Below are 18,403 nucleotides of genomic sequence, written 5' to 3'. Positions count from 1 at the left end.
GCATCACGCCGAGCGCGTGGCACCCTGGGCGGTGTTCAACGGCTGCAGCTTGAACACGTAGAACAACACGGTCAGCAGCACCAGGAACGCCGGGCCCACATACAGCGCCACGCGGGTATCCGGGAAGTACGCCATCAGGCCCACCACCAGCACCAGGAACGCCAGGGCCAGGTAGGAACTGACCGGATAAAGCCACATGCGGTACTTGAGCCCTGCCCGTTCGGCGGGGCTCAGGCCTTTGCGGAACTTGAGCTGGGCCAGCAGGATCATCAGCCAGGTCCAGATCGCGCCGAACGTGGCGATGGAGGTGACCCACACAAAGACTTTTTCCGGCACCAGGTAGTTGAGCAATACGCCCAGCAGCAAGGCGAAGATCGACAACAACAGCGCCTTGCGCGGCACGCCGTTGCTGGAGGTCTCCCCGAACGTGGCCGGCGCCTGGCCGTTCTGCGCCAGGCTGTAGAGCATGCGCCCGGTACTGAAGATGCCGCCGTTGCACGATGACAGCGCGGCGGTGATCACCACGAAGTTGATGATGCCGGCGGCGGTCTTGATGCCCAGGCGTTCAAAGGTCATCACGAACGGGCTACCCTGGGTGCCGATCTCGTTCCACGGGTAGATCGACAGGATCACGAACAGCGCGCCCACGTAGAACAACAGGATGCGCCAGAACACCGAGCCGATGGCGCTGGGAATGGTCTTCTGCGGGTTCTTCGCTTCACCGGCGGTGAGGCCGATCATCTCCACGCCCAGGTAGGCGAACATCACCATCTGCAACGACATCAACACGCCCTGCACGCCATTGGGCATGAAGCCGCCGTGGGCCCATAGGTTGGAAATCCCCAGGGCCACGCCGTCATTGCCGAAGCCGAAGGCGATGATGCCGACGCCACCGATGACCATGGCAATGATGGTGACGATCTTGATCAAGGCGAACCAGAACTCGAACTCACCGAACGCCTTGACCGCAATCAGGTTGATGGTGCCCATGCTGATCAGTGCAGCCAAGGCCCAGATCCAGCGCGGCGTATCCGGGAACCAGACGCCCATGTACACCGCCACGGCGGTAATTTCCGCGACGCAGGTCACCAACCACAAAAACCAGTAGTTCCAACCGGTGAGAAAGCCCGCCAATGGGCCGAGATAGTCTTGGGCATAACGGCTGAACGAACCGGCGACCGGGTTGTGCACGGCCATCTCGCCGAGGGCGCGCATGATCACCAGGATCGCCAGGCCACCGATGATGTACGACAGCATGATCGCCGGGCCGGCCATTTCGATGGCCTTGGCCGAGCCAAGGAACAGGCCGACGCCGATACAGGCGCCCAGCGCCATCAGGCGGATATGCCGTTCACCGAGTTCGCGTTTGAGCGGGCCGCCTTGAGCGGTCTCGCCATGGGGCAGTGGGTTGCCGACTGGCATAGGGGTACAACCTCATTTTGTTATTGGATTGTCCGTCGAGTCTCCAGGGCGCGGGCCGGTAAGCCTGCGTCCTTGCCGAGACCGGAGCCGCCTCATGGACGGGCCCTTCTTGCCAGGCAAGATCAGCGGGGCGTGCAGTATAAAAAGCCCGGAGCAGGGTCTTTCACTATAAAAGCGAGGCAATTTAGTGGAAGTACCCGCCGGATTGCAATTTAACAGGAGCATCTGACCTACTCTGAGCGACAAAACGTCGCGTCGGGCACCGTACTACGCAAGCGTCAGATGATTCTCACTCGAAAAGCACATTTCCCTCACAAACAGCGCCCAGCGACTACGCTTCAAGCAAGTCCGATCAATCTGCGTGAATGGATCAATCGACTATGGGCGCACTGTGGCAAACCGAATCGACCAAGGCTGCGAAACTACAAGGCAGTTCGGACACAGCGCCTTTACCCGAAAGCAAACCCAGGCCGCGCCATGGGCGTCGCCTGTTCGGCTTGATCGTATTGATGGCGCTGATCGCCCTGGGGTTTGCCGCCGCCAAAGAGATGCGCACTTCGCGCCTGCAGGCCCAGGAACTGAGCCGCCTGGCCCGCGACCTGACCTACGAGGTCAGGTCCGGCCCCAGCGATGCAATCGTCTATCCCGGTGCCGGCCCGTTCGATCGTCGCCTGGGCTACAGCGACCTTGATGCCTTCCTGCCGCGCTTGCTCAAGCGTGGCTATGTGATCGAGGCCCAGGCACGGTTTTCCCCTGCCCTGATGGACTACAGCGCCAAGGGCCTGTTTGTGCCCTACGCCGAGAAAATCCAGGCCGGGCTGTCCATCACCGATTGCCGCGCCGTTCCGTTGTACCAATACGACTACCCGCAACAGTTGTATTCAAGCTTCGCCGCCATCCCGCCTCTGGTCGTGAACAGCCTGCTGTTCATCGAAAACCGTGAGCTGCTTGACCCCGCCCAACCCCAGGCCAACCCCGCCGTGGACTGGCCGCGCTTCGCCAAGGCAGCCTGGTCGCAAGTCGCCAAGCTGTTGCACCTGCCCGGCCAGAGCGCAGGTGGCAGCACCTTGGCCACTCAACTGGAGAAATATCGTCACTCGCCGGATGGGCTGACCCTGTCCGGCGGGGAGAAACTGCGACAGATGTTTTCCGCCGCCGTGCGCGCGTACCACGACGGGCCCGAGACCCTGCCGGCGCGGCAGAACATTGTGCGTGACTACCTCAACAGCGTGCCGCTGTCGGCGGTGCCGGGGCATGGTGAAGTGCACGGCATGGCCGAGGGATTGCGGGTGTGGTACGGCGCGGATTTCAACCAGGTCAACCAGGCGCTGGTCGGCCCCGTCAGCGCCGAGCAGGGCCTGGCCCTGCGTGAGGTGTTGTCACTGATCATTGCCCAGCGGCGACCGTCGCATTACCTGGCCAAGGGGCGCGAGGAACTGGCACAACTCACCGACAGCCACCTGCGCCTGCTGGCCCAGAACGGTGTGATCGAGCCGGCGTTGTTGCGGGCAGCGCTCACTGCAAAAGTCACTTACCGCGACTGGCAGCAACATCCCACAGTACAACCCATCGAGACCAACAAAGGCATCAGCGTCGCCCGTGGCCGTCTGGCCGCCCTGCTCGACCGGCCGCTGTACGACCTCGATCGCCTCGACCTCTCGGCCACCAGCACCCTGCAAGCGCAGTTGCAAAGCCAGGTCAGCGATTATCTCCGGCACTTGGCCGACCCCGAGTATGCCCGCCAGATCGGCCTGCTCGGCGAGCGTCTGCTCACCCCCGCCAGTACTGCCCAGGTGCGCTACAGTTTCACCCTGTTCGAACTGACTCCGGACGGTTCACGAGTGCGGGTACAGACCGACAACACCGACCAACCCTTCGACATCAACGAAGGCAGCAAGCTGGAGCTGGGCTCCACCGCCAAGCTGCGGGTGCTCACCACCTACCTGCAAATCATCGCCGAGCTGCACGCCAAGTACGCCGCACAAACCCCCGCCGCGCTGAAAAAAGTCACGGTCGACGACCAGGACCGCCTGAGCCGCTGGGCCCTCGATTACCTGATCCAGGCCCCGGACAAGTCCCTGGCCGTGATGCTCGACGCGGCACTGGATCGCACCTACTCGGCCAGCCCCGGCGAGCGCTTTTTTACCGGCGGCGGCTTGCACAGCTTCCACAACTTTCGCAGCCAGGACAACGGCCGCAGCCCGACCCTGCGCGACGCCTTGCGCGAGTCGATCAACCTGCCGTTCATTCGGCTGATGCGTGATGTGGTGCGCTATGTCACTTATTCAGGGGAGAACAACAGCGCCGAACTGCTCAAGGACGACAGCGACCCGCGCCGTCAGGAATACCTCGCTGGGTTCGCTGACCGCGAAGGCACCACGTTCCTGCGCAAGTTCTGGAAGAAGTACCAGAAGAAAGACACCCAGGCCCGCCTCGACACCTTCCTCGACAGCCTGCGCCCCACGCCGATCCGCCTGGCCGCCGTGCACCGCTATCTGCTGCCCGCCGCCAGCCAGGAGAGCTTCAACCTGTTTGTGCGCTCACACCTGACCGGCGTCAAAACCAACGAAAAGCTCACCGACGAACGCCTGCAAAAACTCTACAAGGACTACGGCCCGGGCACCTACGATTTGCCCGACCAAGGCTACATCGCCAAGGTGCACCCGCTGGACCTGTGGTTGCTCGGCTACCTGCTCAACCATCCCGAGGCGACGTTCAGCGAGGTGGTCAAGGCCAGTCAGTTCGAACGCCAGGAGGTCTACAGCTGGCTGTTCAAGAGCCGCCACCAGAGTGCGCGCGACAGCCGCATTCGCACCATGCTGGAGATCGAGGCCTTCCTCGATATCCATCAGCGCTGGCAGGCCCTGGGTTACCCCTTCGATCATTTGGTGCCGTCCCTGGCGACCGCCATCGGCAGCTCCGGGGATCGCCCGGCCGCCCTGGCGGAGCTGATGGGGATCATCCTTAACGATGGCGTGCGCCCCAAGGTGCTGCGCATCGATAGCCTGCTGTTTGCCGCTGGCACCCCGTACGAAACGCACCTGGTCAACGACCCGGCCCCCGGCAAGCAGGTGATCCCGGTCGAGGTCGCCAGAGCCCTGCGCGCCGCTTTGTCCCAAGTGGTGGATGCCGGCACCGCCAAACGCGTCGCCGGCAGTTTCAAGCTGGCCGACGGCACGCCGCTGGCCATGGGTGGCAAGACCGGCACCGGCGATAACCGCATCGAAGCCATCGGCGCTGGTGGGCGGATCCTGAGTTCCAAGTCGATCAACCGCACCGCCACGTTTGTGTTCTACCTGGGCGAGCACCACTTCGGCACCTTGACCGCGTTTGTCCCCGGCCAATCCGCCGAGCATTTCACCTTCACCTCGGCACTGCCGGTGCAAGTGCTCAAGGGTATGGCGCCGTTGCTCCTGCCTTACTTGCAGCCCGGCAGCCAGACCTTATGCCTGGCAAGCACGGGGCTCAGTCAAGGCTGAAAAACAGGCGTCGGGCCATGGCCAGCGAAATTCCCGGTCGCTCGATTTCCGGTATGGGTTTCACCTTGCCGGTCTGCCCCCGGCGAATCCGTGTGAACATCTCGGCTTCCACTTCGGCCTGGTCCTGACGCCCCAGGTGTTCCTGCTCGGGGCTCTTGAAATGAGCAGCGCTGAAATGCTCGTCCAGCGCCCTCTCTGCCCGGTAGTGGAAATGCGCAAAACACAGTGGTTTGCCGGTGGTGCTATCGGCGATCTGGTAGACCTGCAGGTAGTCATTCTTGTGCCCTTTGAGGGCTACCCGTGCCCCTTGCCGGGTAATCCGCACCTCATGCTGGCGATGCAGGAATTCCAGGGTGTCCGGGATATCCCGGTTCATCCGCATCAATTTGCTCGCACGTATTCGAGCGTCCAGCCCTGCGGCCTCCAGGCTCGCCACGGCGGCGTGCAGTCGACCGATCATGGCCTGGGCCTGGGCGCGCTGCACCACCGCCAACCGCGTGGTGTCGAGTACGTTGAGCTTCTTGCCGATGTCCTCGGCCATCCAGCGCCGACTGTTGGCCTGGGACTCCAGCAGGTGTTGCAAGCTGGATGGCTGATTGACTGTACTCACCATACTGTCCACCTGCTCGATAGCTCGCTCGACACTGCCCAGCAACGCTTCGCCCTTGGCCATCAAGCTGCTCAATTCCCGGTTGGGCCGCCGTACCGCTGGCCTTGGCTTGGCATCCCACACGCCATCCTCGGCTTCGGTGAACGAGGCAATGACCTGGCCCGAGTCCTCCCGTAACTCGGCAGTTTCGCTGCCTGGCAATCCAGGCGCCTCGCTCAGTTGTGCCACATACAGGTCGCGATTACGTGTGCGGATGAGTTTCTTGCGCCGCGCACCAGGCACCGGCAGCGCCGGCTTGGCCTTGGGCTTCGCATGGGGTTCAGCCGGCAATTGCAGTTCGGTCAATTGGCGTTCGATGTGCCGGTGCAAGCGGCTCAACAGCTCCTGGAGTCTTTGCAGGTACGGCACATTGAACTTGTCCGGTTCCATGGCTCGCCAGAACTCGATCTGATCATCGGTTTGCGCATAGACCTGATCCACGTTTTCCAGCACTTCGATGCGCTCCTGGGTGGTGGCCGACAGGTTGTGCAAGTCAGCCAGGGAGCGATTGGCGCGACGTGCACGGTCAATGGTCTCGCTCAAGCTGGCAAAAAAGTCATCCTCCAGGGGCGGCCCCGCAACGTCGATGGCGATGCTCCACAACGTGGTGAATTGCAGGGCCAGCAGCTCTTGGACCGATGGCCGTGCGGGCAAGCCCCCCGTCAACGCCTCTGCCTTGTCGCGACCCAGCCGGGGAACCTGCTGGAGCTCGTCCAGGTAACGGTCCTCCAGGGTTCGCCACTCGATCGCGTGGTCGTGCACGTCCGCCAGTTCACGCAGGCCCTGCCCCAGCGCCCCATGGGCCTCGCAGTTGATAGCCGATTGGGCTTGCTCTTCGGTTTCATCTTCCAGCTGTTTGAAGACCGGTTCGAGCCGTGCATTGACGGCCACGATCTGCTCGCGCGCCAGCGAGCCGAGCAGTTGGGTGCTCAGCACTACCGATTCCAGGGCACCGCACAGCTCTTCTTCATAGCGAGGACGCGGGGCCAGTTCGCGCAGTGCCCGCAGGGTCAGCAATTCCTGCCGGGCAAAGCCGAGCGCTTGCCGGGCTTCCTGGTGGTAGCGCTGCCGGGCTTCGGCGCGACGCTGCGCATCGATGGCACCCGTCGGTTGTTCGAAGACCGTACGGGCCACGGCCATCGCCCGGCGTGCCCGGGTCTGGTCTGCCTGCGCTTGCTGGTAAGCGAGTGTCAGGCTTTCGCGTTGCGTGCTCGCAGTTTGCCGCGCTTGCTGCAAGGCCGAGTCGGCCGCGCCGCCCCGCAGGCGCAGGCCGAGGTCGATGTCCCATTGACCGTGACCCACCTGCTTGAGCCAGGGCCCGAAGGTATCGCCCGAGGCACTGACCACCCGCACCTGGCGCTGCTGTATCCGCACGCGGTATAGATGCCCGCGCACCAGCGCTTGCCACTGCACCCCGTCGGGTAACACCACCCGCAAAAGACCTTGCCACGGTCCGCTGGCCTCGGCGTGTGGCAAGCCAGTCGGCCAGGGCCTGGGCAAGGCCTTCAGGCTCAAGGCCGTAAGCCGTGCCTGCATCGCCGGCGTCAATGTATCCCGCGCGTTGGCCCACCCCAGGGGTGCGCTGAACATCGCGGGCGGCGGGATACGTGTCGGCGCAGGCCGCCCTGGCACCGGTTCGACAAGCGCCAAGGGCGCAAAGGCCGCAGACTCCAGGTCCAGATGCCGCTGGACGTCATGGGGCGTGGCCTGGTGCGCCAGGATCGCCACCAGGTTGACCAGCATATCCATGACCGCTGCAGCCCGCGCCTGGGGATCGTCGTGGTGCTGGCCATGGATATCCTGTTGCGTGGTGTCCACCAGTTGCAACAGCCAACCGGATAACATCGCCGGCCCCCGCAGGAAGGGCAGCAGGTTGGCGAACAGCAGCCAGCCGAGCTGCTTCAAGTTGGCCCACCGCTGCTCGGCATTGGACTGCGACTGGCGGTCGGCCAGGGCCACCAGTGCGTGGGCCGTCGCGGCGAATACCTGCTGCGCCGGGTCGCTGGTCGCCACCTGTTTGCTCAATTGCGCAGGGCTCGGCTTGCGGTAAACCGTGAACTCATCCGTGGGCAGGAAATGCCGGATGTGCGGTTCGTCAAAGCCGCCATTGGCATACACCGCCTGGCGCCGAGGCGCCATCCAGGTCAGTGCCTGGTCATGCAGCAACCCGGGGGTCTTTATCGCCGTGAACAGCGCGGCCAGGGACTCAAACTCCTGCACCACCGGGCTCAGCAACGGCCGGTACAACAGGTGCGGCCCGTCGTGCCCGACCTGCGGCCCGATGATGAACTGGTTGGCGACCGGGTCCGCCGCCTGATCGGGCGCCGCCTGGAATGCCAGCGGCCACAGGGCCATGCCTTGCCCATCCACCAGGCGCTGGGCGGGGGTGGCCTGCAACGCGGCCTGCAAGCGCAGCACACCGTTGCGGGTGAGGCCGTGCAACCCCTTGATCTTGTATTCCAGCGCGAGCATCGGCAGTTGGCTGCGCAACTGCCGGCTGAACACGCGTTGACGACGGGCGGCTTCACGGGCGTCGTCCACCAGGGTGCGTTTGATCAGTTGCGGGTAAGCCTGGCCTATATCAACCTGCTCGACGCAGGCCTTGAGCAGACTGTAGGTCAACCATGCCGGGGCACTTTCCCCCTTGAGAGTGATCGACTTGGACGTATGGGGGAAACCGGCGAGGTTTTCCAGGGCGAGTTGCACCAGAGTCACAGTGACCGGTTCGACTTCACCCGCGATGAACCCGCCCGGCACCGGCACGGCGGCGGCAATCACACGTTCGAACGTGAGGTGGATATCCTGCGGCTTGATGTTTGCCGTCAGCGCCTGTTGCTTCAAGCACACCTGCAATTGGTCGGCGGCGTACTGCTCAATCGGCGCAATGCCTTGCAGGAAATCTTGGGCGGCGTCGTCATGCTCGTCCAGCACCCAGCCCCGCAGCAACTGCGCGAAGGCGATGCTGTCGGCGGCGTCGGCCTGGCTCAGCCACAGTGGCAAACCTGCGCGCAATTGCTGCTGGCGCGGGCTCAGGCGAGTGATAAACCAGGCAAGCGGATCGGTGATGTCGTCCAGCAATTGTTGCCACGCTTGGGGTGTACGTGGGACCCGGCGGTCGATGCGGTCGAGGTCACGCAACTGGCGCTCCAGATACGTGGCAGCCAAGGCATCAAAGGGATCACCTTCCACCGGCCGGCTGAACCACTGCGCAACCTGCCCTTGCGGCGGCGGATCGACATCTGCCAGCAGCAGCGCGCCGACATCGTCCAGGTGCTCGACAGGCGTGATGCCCACGGCCGGGTTGTAGAGCAGCAACGACGAGCCTCCCTCCGGCAAGGCCCGGTCGAGGATCAGCCAAGGCAATGTGCAAACCTGGTCGCGCTGTTGCAGGTGCACGGTGTGCACCTGCAACACGGCGCTGTCGAGGCTCCACTGCCGGTCGGGTCGCGTCGGGCGCAACAGCGTCTTGGGGAATAGTTCGGCAAGACGTACTCGACTGAAGCCCGGCGGTGTTTGCGCATCATAGAACAACCCCAGCAGCTCATCGGACAAGTACCCCCAACGCAGGCTCTGCACCGGCAGTGGCGCGCGCCACCACGCTTGCAAGCGTTGGGCAAAGGCTTCCAGCAACAAGCCCCCGCATTCATTGATCAACCGTTCCAGCTCGGCAAGGCTCGGCCTGGCGGGTTCAAACACTTCGCGCACGCGCCGAACCCCCCTGTGGTAGGCCTCGACCAACAGCAGCGGCCGGGCGGATGCCAGGCGCTGCACCAGCAACTGCGGCAGCGAGGCGTAGCGCCAAGTGCCAGGCTCGGATGCATCCTCAGGTGTCGCGATGTACAACAACCCGGCGCGCTCATTGAGCGCGGCCAGATAGCGGTCCAGATAGGCCTGGGCACTGTCCTGGGCCACCGTCAGCAATGACGGTGGGTCGTTGAACAAGGTTTGGATCTGTTCGATATGGGCTTGGCGCAGGGCGCTTGCAGTCTGGGCGGTCATCAGGACGCTCCGTCAGGTGAAGCCGACCACGCTAGCCCCTCACGCCGGGTCGCCAGCCGTAGACAGTTACTACGGTAGTGCTGCATGAAACCTTCCGTGGAATACCGTTGGTCTGCTGTGCTTGCCCGGCTTATAAGATATATCTTAAGTTGTATCTTAGTAAGACAGGAGAACACAGAAATGAGAGAACATCACCCTCGCCACGAACGCCACGAAGGCTTCGAAAAACACGGCGGCCGCGAACGCGGTGGCCGTGGCCCGCGGGTCTTTGCCCCCGGGGACCTCAAATTGCTGCTGCCGGCACTGATCGCCGAGCAGCCATGCCATGGCTATGACCTGATCCGCCAGATCGAAAGCCTGTTCGACGGCGCCTACACCCCGAGCCCCGGCGTGATCTACCCCACGTTGACCTTTCTCGAAGAAAGCGAGTTGATCAGCGGCGACACCGAAGGCGGAAAAAAACGCTACACAATCACCGACGCCGGTCGTCTCTTCTTAAGCGAGCAGACGGTTGCCCTCGACGGTATTCGCCTGCGCATGGATGTGAGCAAGCGCGCGCTGCGCGGCCATGACCGCCCGCCGGAAATCCACGAGGCGGTGCACAACCTGCGCCATGCCTTGCATTCGCACCACGGGCGCTGGAGCCCGGAAGAAATCGTGCGTGTCGCGACGCTGCTCAACGGCACCGCCCAAGCCATTGTCGACGGGAAAAACCCATGAATACACAAACCATCCATCGCGTTAACCACGAAATCAAACGTCGCCGCCTGCAAGTGCTGCGGGTGGTGGACATCACCCCACGCATGCGCCGCATCACCCTGGGTGGGCCAGAACTGGCCGGGTTTGTCAGCCTGGGTAGCGATGACCATATCAAGCTGCTGTTTCCACAAAACGCTGCCGAACAGGCCGCGCTGGAAAGCCCGACGTTCACTATCAAGGGCGACGGGCCGCAACCGGCCATGCGCGACTACACGCCGCGGCGTTTCGACCTGAGCATCGGTGAGCTGGATATCGACTTCGTGTTGCACGGCGACGGCCCTGCCTCGACCTGGGCCGAGCAGGCGCAGATCGGCCAACACCTGTACATCGGCGGGCCACGGGGCTCGATGATCGTGCCGGATATCTTCGACAGCTACCTGTTGATCGGCGATGAAACCGCCATCCCGGCCATCGCTCGCCGCCTGGAAGAGCTGCCGGCCGGGCGCACGGTGCTGGCGGTGATCGAGATCGCCAATGCGGCCGAAAAACAGACACTGCAAAGCGCTGCCGACGTCGAGGTGATCTGGGTGATTCGCGGCCAGGATGACCTGCTCGACACCGTGCGCAAACTGACGCTGCCCAGTGGCTCGCTGTACAGCTTCGTGGCCACCGAAACCAAGCTATCACGCCAGGTGCGCCGCGTGCTGCTGGACACGCACCAGGTCAATGAGGCGTTCCTCAAGGCCGTCGGTTACTGGCGTGCCGAAGGCAGCGAAGAAGAATGAATCAGGGCTGGGGCTTGATAAGTTTGTCCAGCCCCACCACTGCCAGTGCAATCGCGACAAACCCCGCCAGAATGCCCCCCGCATTCACGAACACCTGTGGATAACCAAGAGTGCCCACATCAATGAACGGGTACTGATACTGCCCGAGCAAATCCCCCCGCAGCAGCACATAGGCGAAGTACACCAGCGGGTAAATCACCCAGCCGCCGATGTGCTTGAGGTGCAGGTTGCCCTTGGGCACACACCGCCACCAGTAGATAAAAAACAGCACGGGCATCACGTCGTGCAGCAACTCGTCGGCGATGAACTGGAAGCCTTCGGGTTGCCACAAATGCCGCAGCAACAGGTTGTACGCCAGGCTCACCAGCACGATGCTCACGGTGATCCCACTGCTGATGCCAGGCGCAAGAAAAAACCGCTTCGCGGGTGAATCGCGCTTCACCAGCGCATAGCTCAACACCACCACCGCGAGGGTGTTGGTGAGCACGGTGAAGAAACTGAAAAAGTTGACCAGCCCACCCAGCAGGCTGGCGCCGGACACCCAGCGCGAATAGAAAATCAGGTATTGCTGAATCACCAACCCGACCCAACCGGCCAGCGCCGCCGCTGCAACGAACCGCTTCATGGGATCAATCCAGCGGGCGTTTGGTGCGCATCAGTTTCACGTACAACCCTTCGACTTTTTCCCGCGCCCACGGGGTTTTGCGCAAGAACGTGAGGCTCGACTTGATGCTCGGGTCGCTCTTGAAGCAGCGCACATCAATGCGTTCGGCCAGGCCTGCCCATTCGTAATGTTCCACCAGGGTGGTGAGGACGTGTTGCAGGGTCACGCCGTGTAGAGGGTCGTTGCTTGTCGCGGTCATGCCGGGCCTTTAAAAAGAGATCACACAGCCGCGCACTTTAGCACGATCAAAAAAGTTCCCGTTCCCAGCGAAAAGGAGATGTTATATTGTAACTATAAATCTCTAATCATTTTGCCGTTTTACCAAGGAATGTCCGATGCCCCGCTCTTCTCTGTGGCGCTTGACCCCGCTTGCCGCCGCCCTGCTGATCTGCTCCGAAGCCCATGCCCTTGAACTGCAACCCCAAGTCATTACCGGCAACCCGCTGGGCAGCGAGCAACTCGCCTCGCCGACCACCGTACTGGAAGGCGATGACCTGACCCTGCAACAAAAAGGCAGCCTCGGCGAAACCCTGAACAAGCAGCCAGGCGTGTCGTCATCGTACTTTGGCCCAGGCGCCAGCCGGCCGATCATCCGTGGGCAGGATGGCGACCGCATTCGCATCCTGCGCAATGGCGTGGGCGCGCTGGATGCGTCGTCGTTGTCCTACGACCACGCGGTGCCGCTGGACCCGGTCAACGTGGATCGCGTTGAAATCGTGCGCGGCCCGGCAGCGCTGTTGTATGGCGGCAGTGCCATCGGTGGCGTGGTCAACACCTTCGACAACCGCATACCCACCGAAGCCATCGAAGGTATCCACGGTGCCGGTGAATTGCGCTACGGCGGCGCCGACACCACGCGCAGCAGCGCCGGCAAACTGGAAGCCGGCAACGGCACGTTCGCCTTGCACCTGGACGCCAATGCGCGGGAATTCAACGACCTGAAAATTCCCGGCCAGGCGCGCAGCCGCCACGCCCCGGCAACTGACGATGCCCCTGGCAAGAATGGCCGCCTGGGCAACAGCGACGGACGCCAGGACGGCGGTGCCGTGGGCAGCTCCTACACCTGGGACGATGGTTATGCCGGGTTGTCCTACAGCAACTACGACGCCAACTACGGCTCCCCTGCCGAACAGGATGTGCGTATCCGCATGAAGCAGGATCACTACGCCTTCGCCTCGGAGATCCGCAACCTGCAGGGCCCGTTCACCTCGGTGAAACTCGACGCGGGCTACACCGACTACGAGCACCGCGAAATCGAAGGCGGCCAGACCGGTACGATCTTCAAGAACAAAGGGTATGAAGCCCGCGTGGAAGCGCGCCACCAGCCGATCGGCCCGCTCGATGGCGTGGTGGGCGCGCAAGTGACTCGTAATGAGTTCTCGGCCCTCGGCGAAGAAGCCTTCGTGCCGCAGACCGACACCAACGCCGGCGCGCTGTTTATCCTCGAAGAAATGCAGGCCACCGAGCGCCTCAAACTCAGCCTCGGCGGACGCCTGGAACACACCAGCGTCGATCCGGATGCCAAGGGCAATGCGCGTTTTGCCAATGCCGATAAGTCCAATGACTTCACCGCCGGCAGCGTGTCTTCGGGTGCGGTCTACACCCTCACACCCGTGTGGTCCGTGGCCGCGACCCTGGGCTACACCGAACGTGCACCGACCTTCTACGAGCTGTATGCCAACGGCGCCCACGTCGCCACTGGCACCTATGAGCTGGGCGATGCCAACCTGAAAAAAGAAAAAGCCGTGTCCAGCGACCTGGCGCTGCGCTTTGACAATGGCACCCACAAGGGCAGCTTCGGTGTGTTCTACAGCCGCTTCTCCAACTACATCGGGCTGTTGGGCAGCGGTCGTACGCTGAACGATGAAGGCGAAGAAGACGCGGGCGGCATCCCCGAGTACAAATACTCCGGCGTGCGTGCACGTTTCGCCGGCTTTGAAGCCCAGGATCATTGGAAGCTTGGCGAAGGCGCCTACGGCAAGTTCGCGCTGGAGCTGTCGGGCGACTACACCCGCGCAACCAACCTGGACACCGGCGAAGCCCTCCCGCGTATCGCCCCCTTGCGCTTGAACAGCGGCTTACTGTGGGAACTGGACTGCTGGCAGGCACGTATCGATGTGCAACACGCGGCGGGCCAGGGTCGCGTGCCGGATAACGAAAGCGGCACCGATGGCTACACCACCCTCGGCGCCAGCATGGGTTATCACTTCAACATGGGGGGCAGCCAGTGGCTGGCGTTCGTGAACGGCGAGAACCTCACCAACCAGACCGTGCGCTATGCCAGCTCGATCCTGCGCGATATTGCGCCGGCACCGGGGCGCAGCGTGCAGTTCGGCGTACGCACCACCTTCTAAAAACCCTGCAAATCCAATCTGTTGGTCTGCTGTGGCGAGCGGGCTTGCCCCGCGTTGGGCTGCGAAGCAGCCCCAAAACATAGCCCCGGAGCTGTCTGGCACACTGCAGTGCTCTTATTGGGGCTGCTGCGCAGCCCAACGCGGGGCAAGCCCGCTCGCCACAGGGCAGGGTTTCATGAAGCCAACGTTGCAGCGACGTTCTGTCACTGTTACCAAATCTGAAATGATGCATCTTGCGATTTACGCTTTCTCTCGACGCCCTCTCCCTTTATCCTTGCCGCAACAAACTGAAACGTTTCACGCCCCCGGTCGACCTCATCTTGCTGATTATTCCCACCTGCAAAGACAGCGCTGTCTTATCCCGACCTGCGCCTGGGGATAAATCGCCCGCCTGTGGATAGCTCCACTTATCCCCAGAAAAACCGAATTAACGCTGAACCAAGCCCGTGCCGAATCGTCATCTACAGTGAAGCACGGGGTTACATAATTCCAACGTCACGGAGAAACACACTATGAGCACTGATGGTGCTTCGAGCCCAAGCCGCCTGCTGCCCAGGTTGCTAGGCGTCTTGCTGCTGATCATGGGCCTGGCCTTGCTGGCCGGGGGTATCAAGCTGACGATGCTCGGCGGGTCGCTGTACTACCTGCTGGCCGGTATCGGCATCACCCTCACCGGCCTCTTGCTGCTGGCCACCCGCCGCGCTGCGCTGGGCCTTTACGCGCTGGTGCTGTTCGCCAGTACCGTGTGGGCCCTGTGGGAAGTCGGCCTGGACTGGTGGCAGTTGGTGCCGCGCCTGGCGCTGCTGTTCGCCCTGGGTATCGTCATGCTGCTCCCGTGGTTTCGCCGTCCGTTGCTGCGTGGCCAGCCTGCCCCGCTGGGCATTGGCGCGCTGAGCGTGGCTGTGGTGCTGGCGGGTGCTACCGCCCTGGCCAGCCAGTTCACCAACCCGGGTGAAATGGTCAAGACCGGCCAACTGGACCGCGACGCGGTACCCGGCATGGCCAGCGCTGCACCGTCCCAGGCCGATGGCGACTGGAACTCCTACGGCCGTTCGGCCTACGGTGACCGTTACTCGCCGCTGGCGCAGATCACCCCGGAAAACGCGCACAAGCTGGTGCCGGCGTGGACCTACCGCACCGGTGACATCCCTGGCCCGAATGATCCAGGCGAGACCACCGCGGAAAACACCCCGCTGAAAGTCAACGGCATGCTCTACGTGTGCACCCCGCACAGCCAGGTGATTGCCCTCGACCCGGACACCGGCAAGGAAATCTGGCGCTTCGATCCGAAGATCAGCAGCCAGGGTGCCGAGAACTTCAAGGGCTGGGCGCACATGACTTGCCGTGGCGTGTCGTATCACGATGACGCCGCCTACGCTTCCGAGCAGAGCCCGACCGGCAGCGCCAGCCCGGCTGCCGCACCGAACGCCTGCCCGAAACGCATCTTCGTGCCGACCGCCGACACCCGTCTGATCGCCCTCAACGCCGACACCGGCAAGATGTGCGAAGACTTCGGCGACAAGGGCCAGGTCGACCTGCGCGCCAACATCGGTAGCTTCGCCCCAGGCGGTTACTACTCCACCTCGCCACCGGCCGTCACCAAGAACCTGGTGGTGATCGGCGGTCACGTGACCGACAACGTCTCCACCGACGAGCCAAGCGGCGTGATCCGCGCGTTCGACGTGCACACCGGCAAGCTGGTGTGGAACTGGGACAGCGGCAACCCGGACGACACCACCCCGTTGGCCGAGGGCAAGACCTACACCCGCAACTCGCCGAACATGTGGTCCATGTTCGCCGTGGATGAAAAACTCGGCATGCTCTACCTGCCGATGGGCAACCAGATGCCCGACCAATACGGCGGCGACCGTACCGAAGACTCGGAAAAATACAGCGCCGGCCTCACCGCCCTGGACATCGACAGCGGCCACGTGAAGTGGACCTTCCAGTTCACTCACCATGACCTGTGGGACATGGACGTAGGCGGCCAGCCATCGCTGATCGACATCAAGACCGAAGCTGGCGTGAAGCAAGCGGTGATGGCGTCGACCAAGCAAGGCAGCATCTACGTGCTGGACCGCGCCACCGGTCAGCCGGTAGTGCCGATACACGAAGTGGCCGTGCCGCAAGGCGCCGTCGCGGGCGACCACACCTCGCCAACCCAGCCGAAGTCGGACCTGAACTTCATGCCGCCGCCGCTCAAAGAGCGTGACATGTGGGGCGTGACGCCGTTCGACCAACTGTTGTGCCGCATCGATTTCAAATCCATGCGCTACGACGGTGCGTTCACCCCGCCATCGCTGCAAGGTTCGATCGTTTACCCGGGCAACTTCGGCGTGTTCGACTGGGGTGGCATTTCTGTCGACCCGGTGCGTCAGATTGCCTTCGTCAACCCGAGCTACATGGCGTTCAAGTCCAAGCTGATCCCGGCCGCCGACATCGCCAAGCAAGGCCCGCGCGTCAGCGAAACAGAAGGCGTGCAGCCGAACAAAGGCGCGCCGTACGGCGTGATCCTCGAAGCCATGCTGTCGCCAATGGGGCTGCCGTGCCAGGCACCGGCATGGGGTTATGTGGCCGCGGTCGACCTGACCACCCACAAAACCATCTGGATGCACAAGAACGGCACCGTGCGCGACAGCTCACCGGTTCCGGTCCCGCTGACCATGGGCGTGCCTAGCCTGGGCGGCACCTTCACCACCGCCGGTGGAGTCGCGTTCCTCAGCGGCACCCTCGACCAGTACCTGCGTGCCTACGACGTGAAAAACGGCAAGCAACTGTGGGAAGGCCGCCTGCCAGCCGGTGCGCAGACCACCCCGATGACCTACACCGGCAAGGACGGCAAGCAGTACGTGCTGGTCATGGCCGGCGGTCACGGTTCCCTGGGCACCAAGCAGGGTGACTATGTGATGGCGTTCAAACTGCCGGAATAAGCGACACCGGCATGAGGACTGTAAGTGTGGGAGGGGGCTTGCCCCCGATTGCTGAGTGTCAGTCAATGCATTTGTGACTGAACCACCGCTATCGGGGGCAAGCCCCCTCCCACATTTTTATCTGGGTAGTTTTGGGGATCAGTGTTCGATCACATCCCCGCGCATCACGGCCAACCGTGCAATCAAGCGGTTTTGCACCGGTACCGAGATCCCCTCGCTGTCCATCGCCTTGATCAAGTCCTCCACCAACGCATTGAAATCACTGCGGCTGACGTTCTGGCCCTTGTGACTCTCGGCCATGCTGTCGCCGGTGTAGGTGCACGGCCCGCCCGCTTCCACACAAAACTGTTCGATCAGCTTGTTGCGCAGGCGCTGGATATGAATGCGCCGGAAGCGTTCGACGATGCGCTCATCCCGGGCGATGTTGAGCAACATGCCCTCCACGATCCGCGTAATGCCCGGCAGGGCACCGAGGTCGCGATAGAGGCTGTCGTCCTTGAGCGGTTGCTGGGCGCAGGCGCTGAGCAGCAGGACGAAAACCAGCGGTAAACAGCGCATCAGAAACTCCCCTGCACGGACAAATACGTGCCGTTCTGGTGGTCCAGCGTGGCGATTTCGCCAAGCCGTGCGTAAGCCAATACAAACGACACATGCTTGTTGGGGAAGTACCCCACGAACAGATCCGCCCAATCACTTTCGCCGGCAAACGACAGGTTGTCGGGCTTCTCGCGGTATTCCACCCCCACCGCCCAGCGCGGGTTGAGCAGCAACGCCAGCGAGCCTTCCTTGAGCAGGCTGCGGCTGTCGCGACGGTCGCCGCCAAAGCCGAGCAAGCCGGTTTCATTGGCGCGGCTGTAGCGCAGGCTGCCGTTGACCAGCACGTTGTAGCCAAACGCGGCGCCCATGAACAGGCGGCTGGCCGCCAGGTAGCCTTCGACGTCGCTGTCGCGCTTGGCGCCCACCAGGCTGGGGATATCAAAGTTCGTCTGGTGCTTGTATTCCAGGCCCAGGGAGACCTGGGGCAACGCATCGTAGATCACATCACCGAACAGGCGCACTTTGAGGCCGAGTACGTCCTGGCCCAGGTTGTCCTCGGGCAGATTGAGCTTATGCACCAGGCTGCCGAGGTCGAAGCGCTGGCGGGCGAAAGACACCTCGACGCGGTTGTCGTAGGCCAGCGCCAGCCCGGCCACGTCCAGCCGAAAATCCGGCAGGTTGACCGTGGTCACGAACGCCGTGGCGCCCCACTCGTGCTGTTCGCCGTACCCGGCCAGTAACGCCCAGGGTGTGATCCCACCGCCCGCCGCGCCTTCGATACTACTGGCGCCGCCGGTAGCGATCAGGCGGCCGTTATCGGCCAGTGCCGTTTGCAGGGTCAGTGCGCCAAGGCAACTGATCAGGAAAGAAAAACGCACGGTCATG

At 62.9% G+C, this 18,403-nt stretch carries 11 protein-coding genes; 5 read left to right on the top strand and 6 right to left on the bottom strand.

Translation table 11 applies throughout. The annotated features are described in order from the left end of the window. Positions 1 to 3 precede the first annotated feature (3 nt). Positions 4 to 1,422 carry an amino acid permease gene (locus ACZ445_RS05570; RefSeq protein WP_058423814.1) on the bottom strand — a complete coding sequence of 473 codons (1,419 nt, stop codon included), beginning with the start codon at positions 1,420 to 1,422 and terminating at the stop codon, positions 4 to 6. Positions 1,423 to 1,802: 380 nt separating this feature from the next. On the opposite strand from ACZ445_RS05570, the gene ACZ445_RS05565 reads away from it, so the two are divergent. Next, positions 1,803 to 4,901: a transglycosylase domain-containing protein gene (locus ACZ445_RS05565; RefSeq protein WP_464708060.1), complete on the top strand. Its 3,099-nt coding sequence runs from the start codon at positions 1,803 to 1,805 to the stop codon at positions 4,899 to 4,901. Here the strand turns inward: ACZ445_RS05565 and ACZ445_RS05560 are convergent. Beyond that, positions 4,888 to 9,549, bottom strand: coding sequence for a hypothetical protein (locus tag ACZ445_RS05560; RefSeq protein ID WP_464708059.1), 4,662 nt, complete (start codon positions 9,547 to 9,549; stop codon positions 4,888 to 4,890). The genes ACZ445_RS05565 and ACZ445_RS05560 overlap by 14 nt on opposite strands. A 180-nt stretch (positions 9,550 to 9,729) precedes the next feature. Between ACZ445_RS05560 and ACZ445_RS05555 the strand changes: the two genes are divergently transcribed. Beyond that, positions 9,730 to 10,269: a PadR family transcriptional regulator gene (locus ACZ445_RS05555; RefSeq protein WP_058423817.1), complete on the top strand. Its 540-nt coding sequence runs from the start codon at positions 9,730 to 9,732 to the stop codon at positions 10,267 to 10,269. Continuing rightward, positions 10,266 to 11,033 (top strand): siderophore-interacting protein, encoded by a 768-nt coding sequence (locus ACZ445_RS05550; RefSeq protein ID WP_058423818.1) that lies wholly within the window; start codon positions 10,266 to 10,268, stop codon positions 11,031 to 11,033. The genes ACZ445_RS05555 and ACZ445_RS05550 overlap by 4 nt, the downstream gene beginning before the upstream one ends. Before the next feature lies 1 nt (position 11,034). Here the strand turns inward: ACZ445_RS05550 and ACZ445_RS05545 are convergent, their stop codons facing one another. Next, positions 11,035 to 11,658, bottom strand: a complete 624-nt coding sequence (locus tag ACZ445_RS05545) for a Pr6Pr family membrane protein (RefSeq protein WP_464708058.1) — start codon at positions 11,656 to 11,658, stop codon at positions 11,035 to 11,037. A gap of 4 nt (positions 11,659 to 11,662) precedes the next feature. Next, complete coding sequence (locus ACZ445_RS05540) at positions 11,663 to 11,896, bottom strand: VF530 family protein (protein ID WP_048720273.1); 234 nt, start codon at positions 11,894 to 11,896, stop codon at positions 11,663 to 11,665. Between the two features lie 136 nt (positions 11,897 to 12,032). Here ACZ445_RS05540 and ACZ445_RS05535 point away from each other — a divergent pair, with 136 nt between their 5' ends. Next, positions 12,033 to 14,051, top strand: a complete 2,019-nt coding sequence (locus tag ACZ445_RS05535; RefSeq protein WP_464708057.1) for a TonB-dependent receptor — start codon at positions 12,033 to 12,035, stop codon at positions 14,049 to 14,051. 512 nt (positions 14,052 to 14,563) lie between these two features. After that, complete coding sequence (locus ACZ445_RS05530; protein ID WP_058427789.1) at positions 14,564 to 16,981, top strand: glucose/quinate/shikimate family membrane-bound PQQ-dependent dehydrogenase; 2,418 nt, start codon at positions 14,564 to 14,566, stop codon at positions 16,979 to 16,981. Positions 16,982 to 17,119: 138 nt separating this feature from the next. On the opposite strand, the gene ACZ445_RS05525 is transcribed toward ACZ445_RS05530, so the two are convergent. Further along, complete coding sequence (locus ACZ445_RS05525) at positions 17,120 to 17,539, bottom strand: group I truncated hemoglobin (protein WP_464708056.1); 420 nt, start codon at positions 17,537 to 17,539, stop codon at positions 17,120 to 17,122. Beyond that, positions 17,539 to 18,402: a DUF3034 family protein gene (locus ACZ445_RS05520; protein WP_058427791.1), complete on the bottom strand. Its 864-nt coding sequence runs from the start codon at positions 18,400 to 18,402 to the stop codon at positions 17,539 to 17,541. The genes ACZ445_RS05525 and ACZ445_RS05520 overlap by 1 nt, the downstream gene beginning before the upstream one ends. Position 18,403 lies beyond the last annotated feature (1 nt).

This window comes from Pseudomonas allii (assembly GCF_055380095.1).
This window is presented reverse-complemented; position numbering and strand designations above follow the sequence as displayed.

Excerpts from the sequence above, each read along its gene's own strand:
- ACZ445_RS05570 (WP_058423814.1), bottom strand. The coding sequence starts at position 1,422 with ATGCCAGTCGGCAACCCACTGCCCCATGGCGAGACCGCTCAAGGCGGC.
- ACZ445_RS05545 (WP_464708058.1), bottom strand. The coding sequence starts at position 11,658 with ATGAAGCGGTTCGTTGCAGCGGCGGCGCTGGCCGGTTGGGTCGGGTTG.
- ACZ445_RS05550 (WP_058423818.1), top strand. The coding sequence starts at position 10,266 with ATGAATACACAAACCATCCATCGCGTTAACCACGAAATCAAACGTCGC.
- ACZ445_RS05555 (WP_058423817.1), top strand. The coding sequence starts at position 9,730 with ATGAGAGAACATCACCCTCGCCACGAACGCCACGAAGGCTTCGAAAAA.
- ACZ445_RS05530 (WP_058427789.1), top strand. The coding sequence starts at position 14,564 with ATGAGCACTGATGGTGCTTCGAGCCCAAGCCGCCTGCTGCCCAGGTTG.
- ACZ445_RS05520 (WP_058427791.1), bottom strand. The coding sequence starts at position 18,402 with ATGACCGTGCGTTTTTCTTTCCTGATCAGTTGCCTTGGCGCACTGACC.
- ACZ445_RS05540 (WP_048720273.1), bottom strand. The coding sequence starts at position 11,896 with ATGACCGCGACAAGCAACGACCCTCTACACGGCGTGACCCTGCAACAC.
- ACZ445_RS05560 (WP_464708059.1), bottom strand. The coding sequence starts at position 9,549 with ATGACCGCCCAGACTGCAAGCGCCCTGCGCCAAGCCCATATCGAACAG.
- ACZ445_RS05565 (WP_464708060.1), top strand. The coding sequence starts at position 1,803 with ATGGGCGCACTGTGGCAAACCGAATCGACCAAGGCTGCGAAACTACAA.
- ACZ445_RS05525 (WP_464708056.1), bottom strand. The coding sequence starts at position 17,539 with ATGCGCTGTTTACCGCTGGTTTTCGTCCTGCTGCTCAGCGCCTGCGCC.
- ACZ445_RS05535 (WP_464708057.1), top strand. The coding sequence starts at position 12,033 with ATGCCCCGCTCTTCTCTGTGGCGCTTGACCCCGCTTGCCGCCGCCCTG.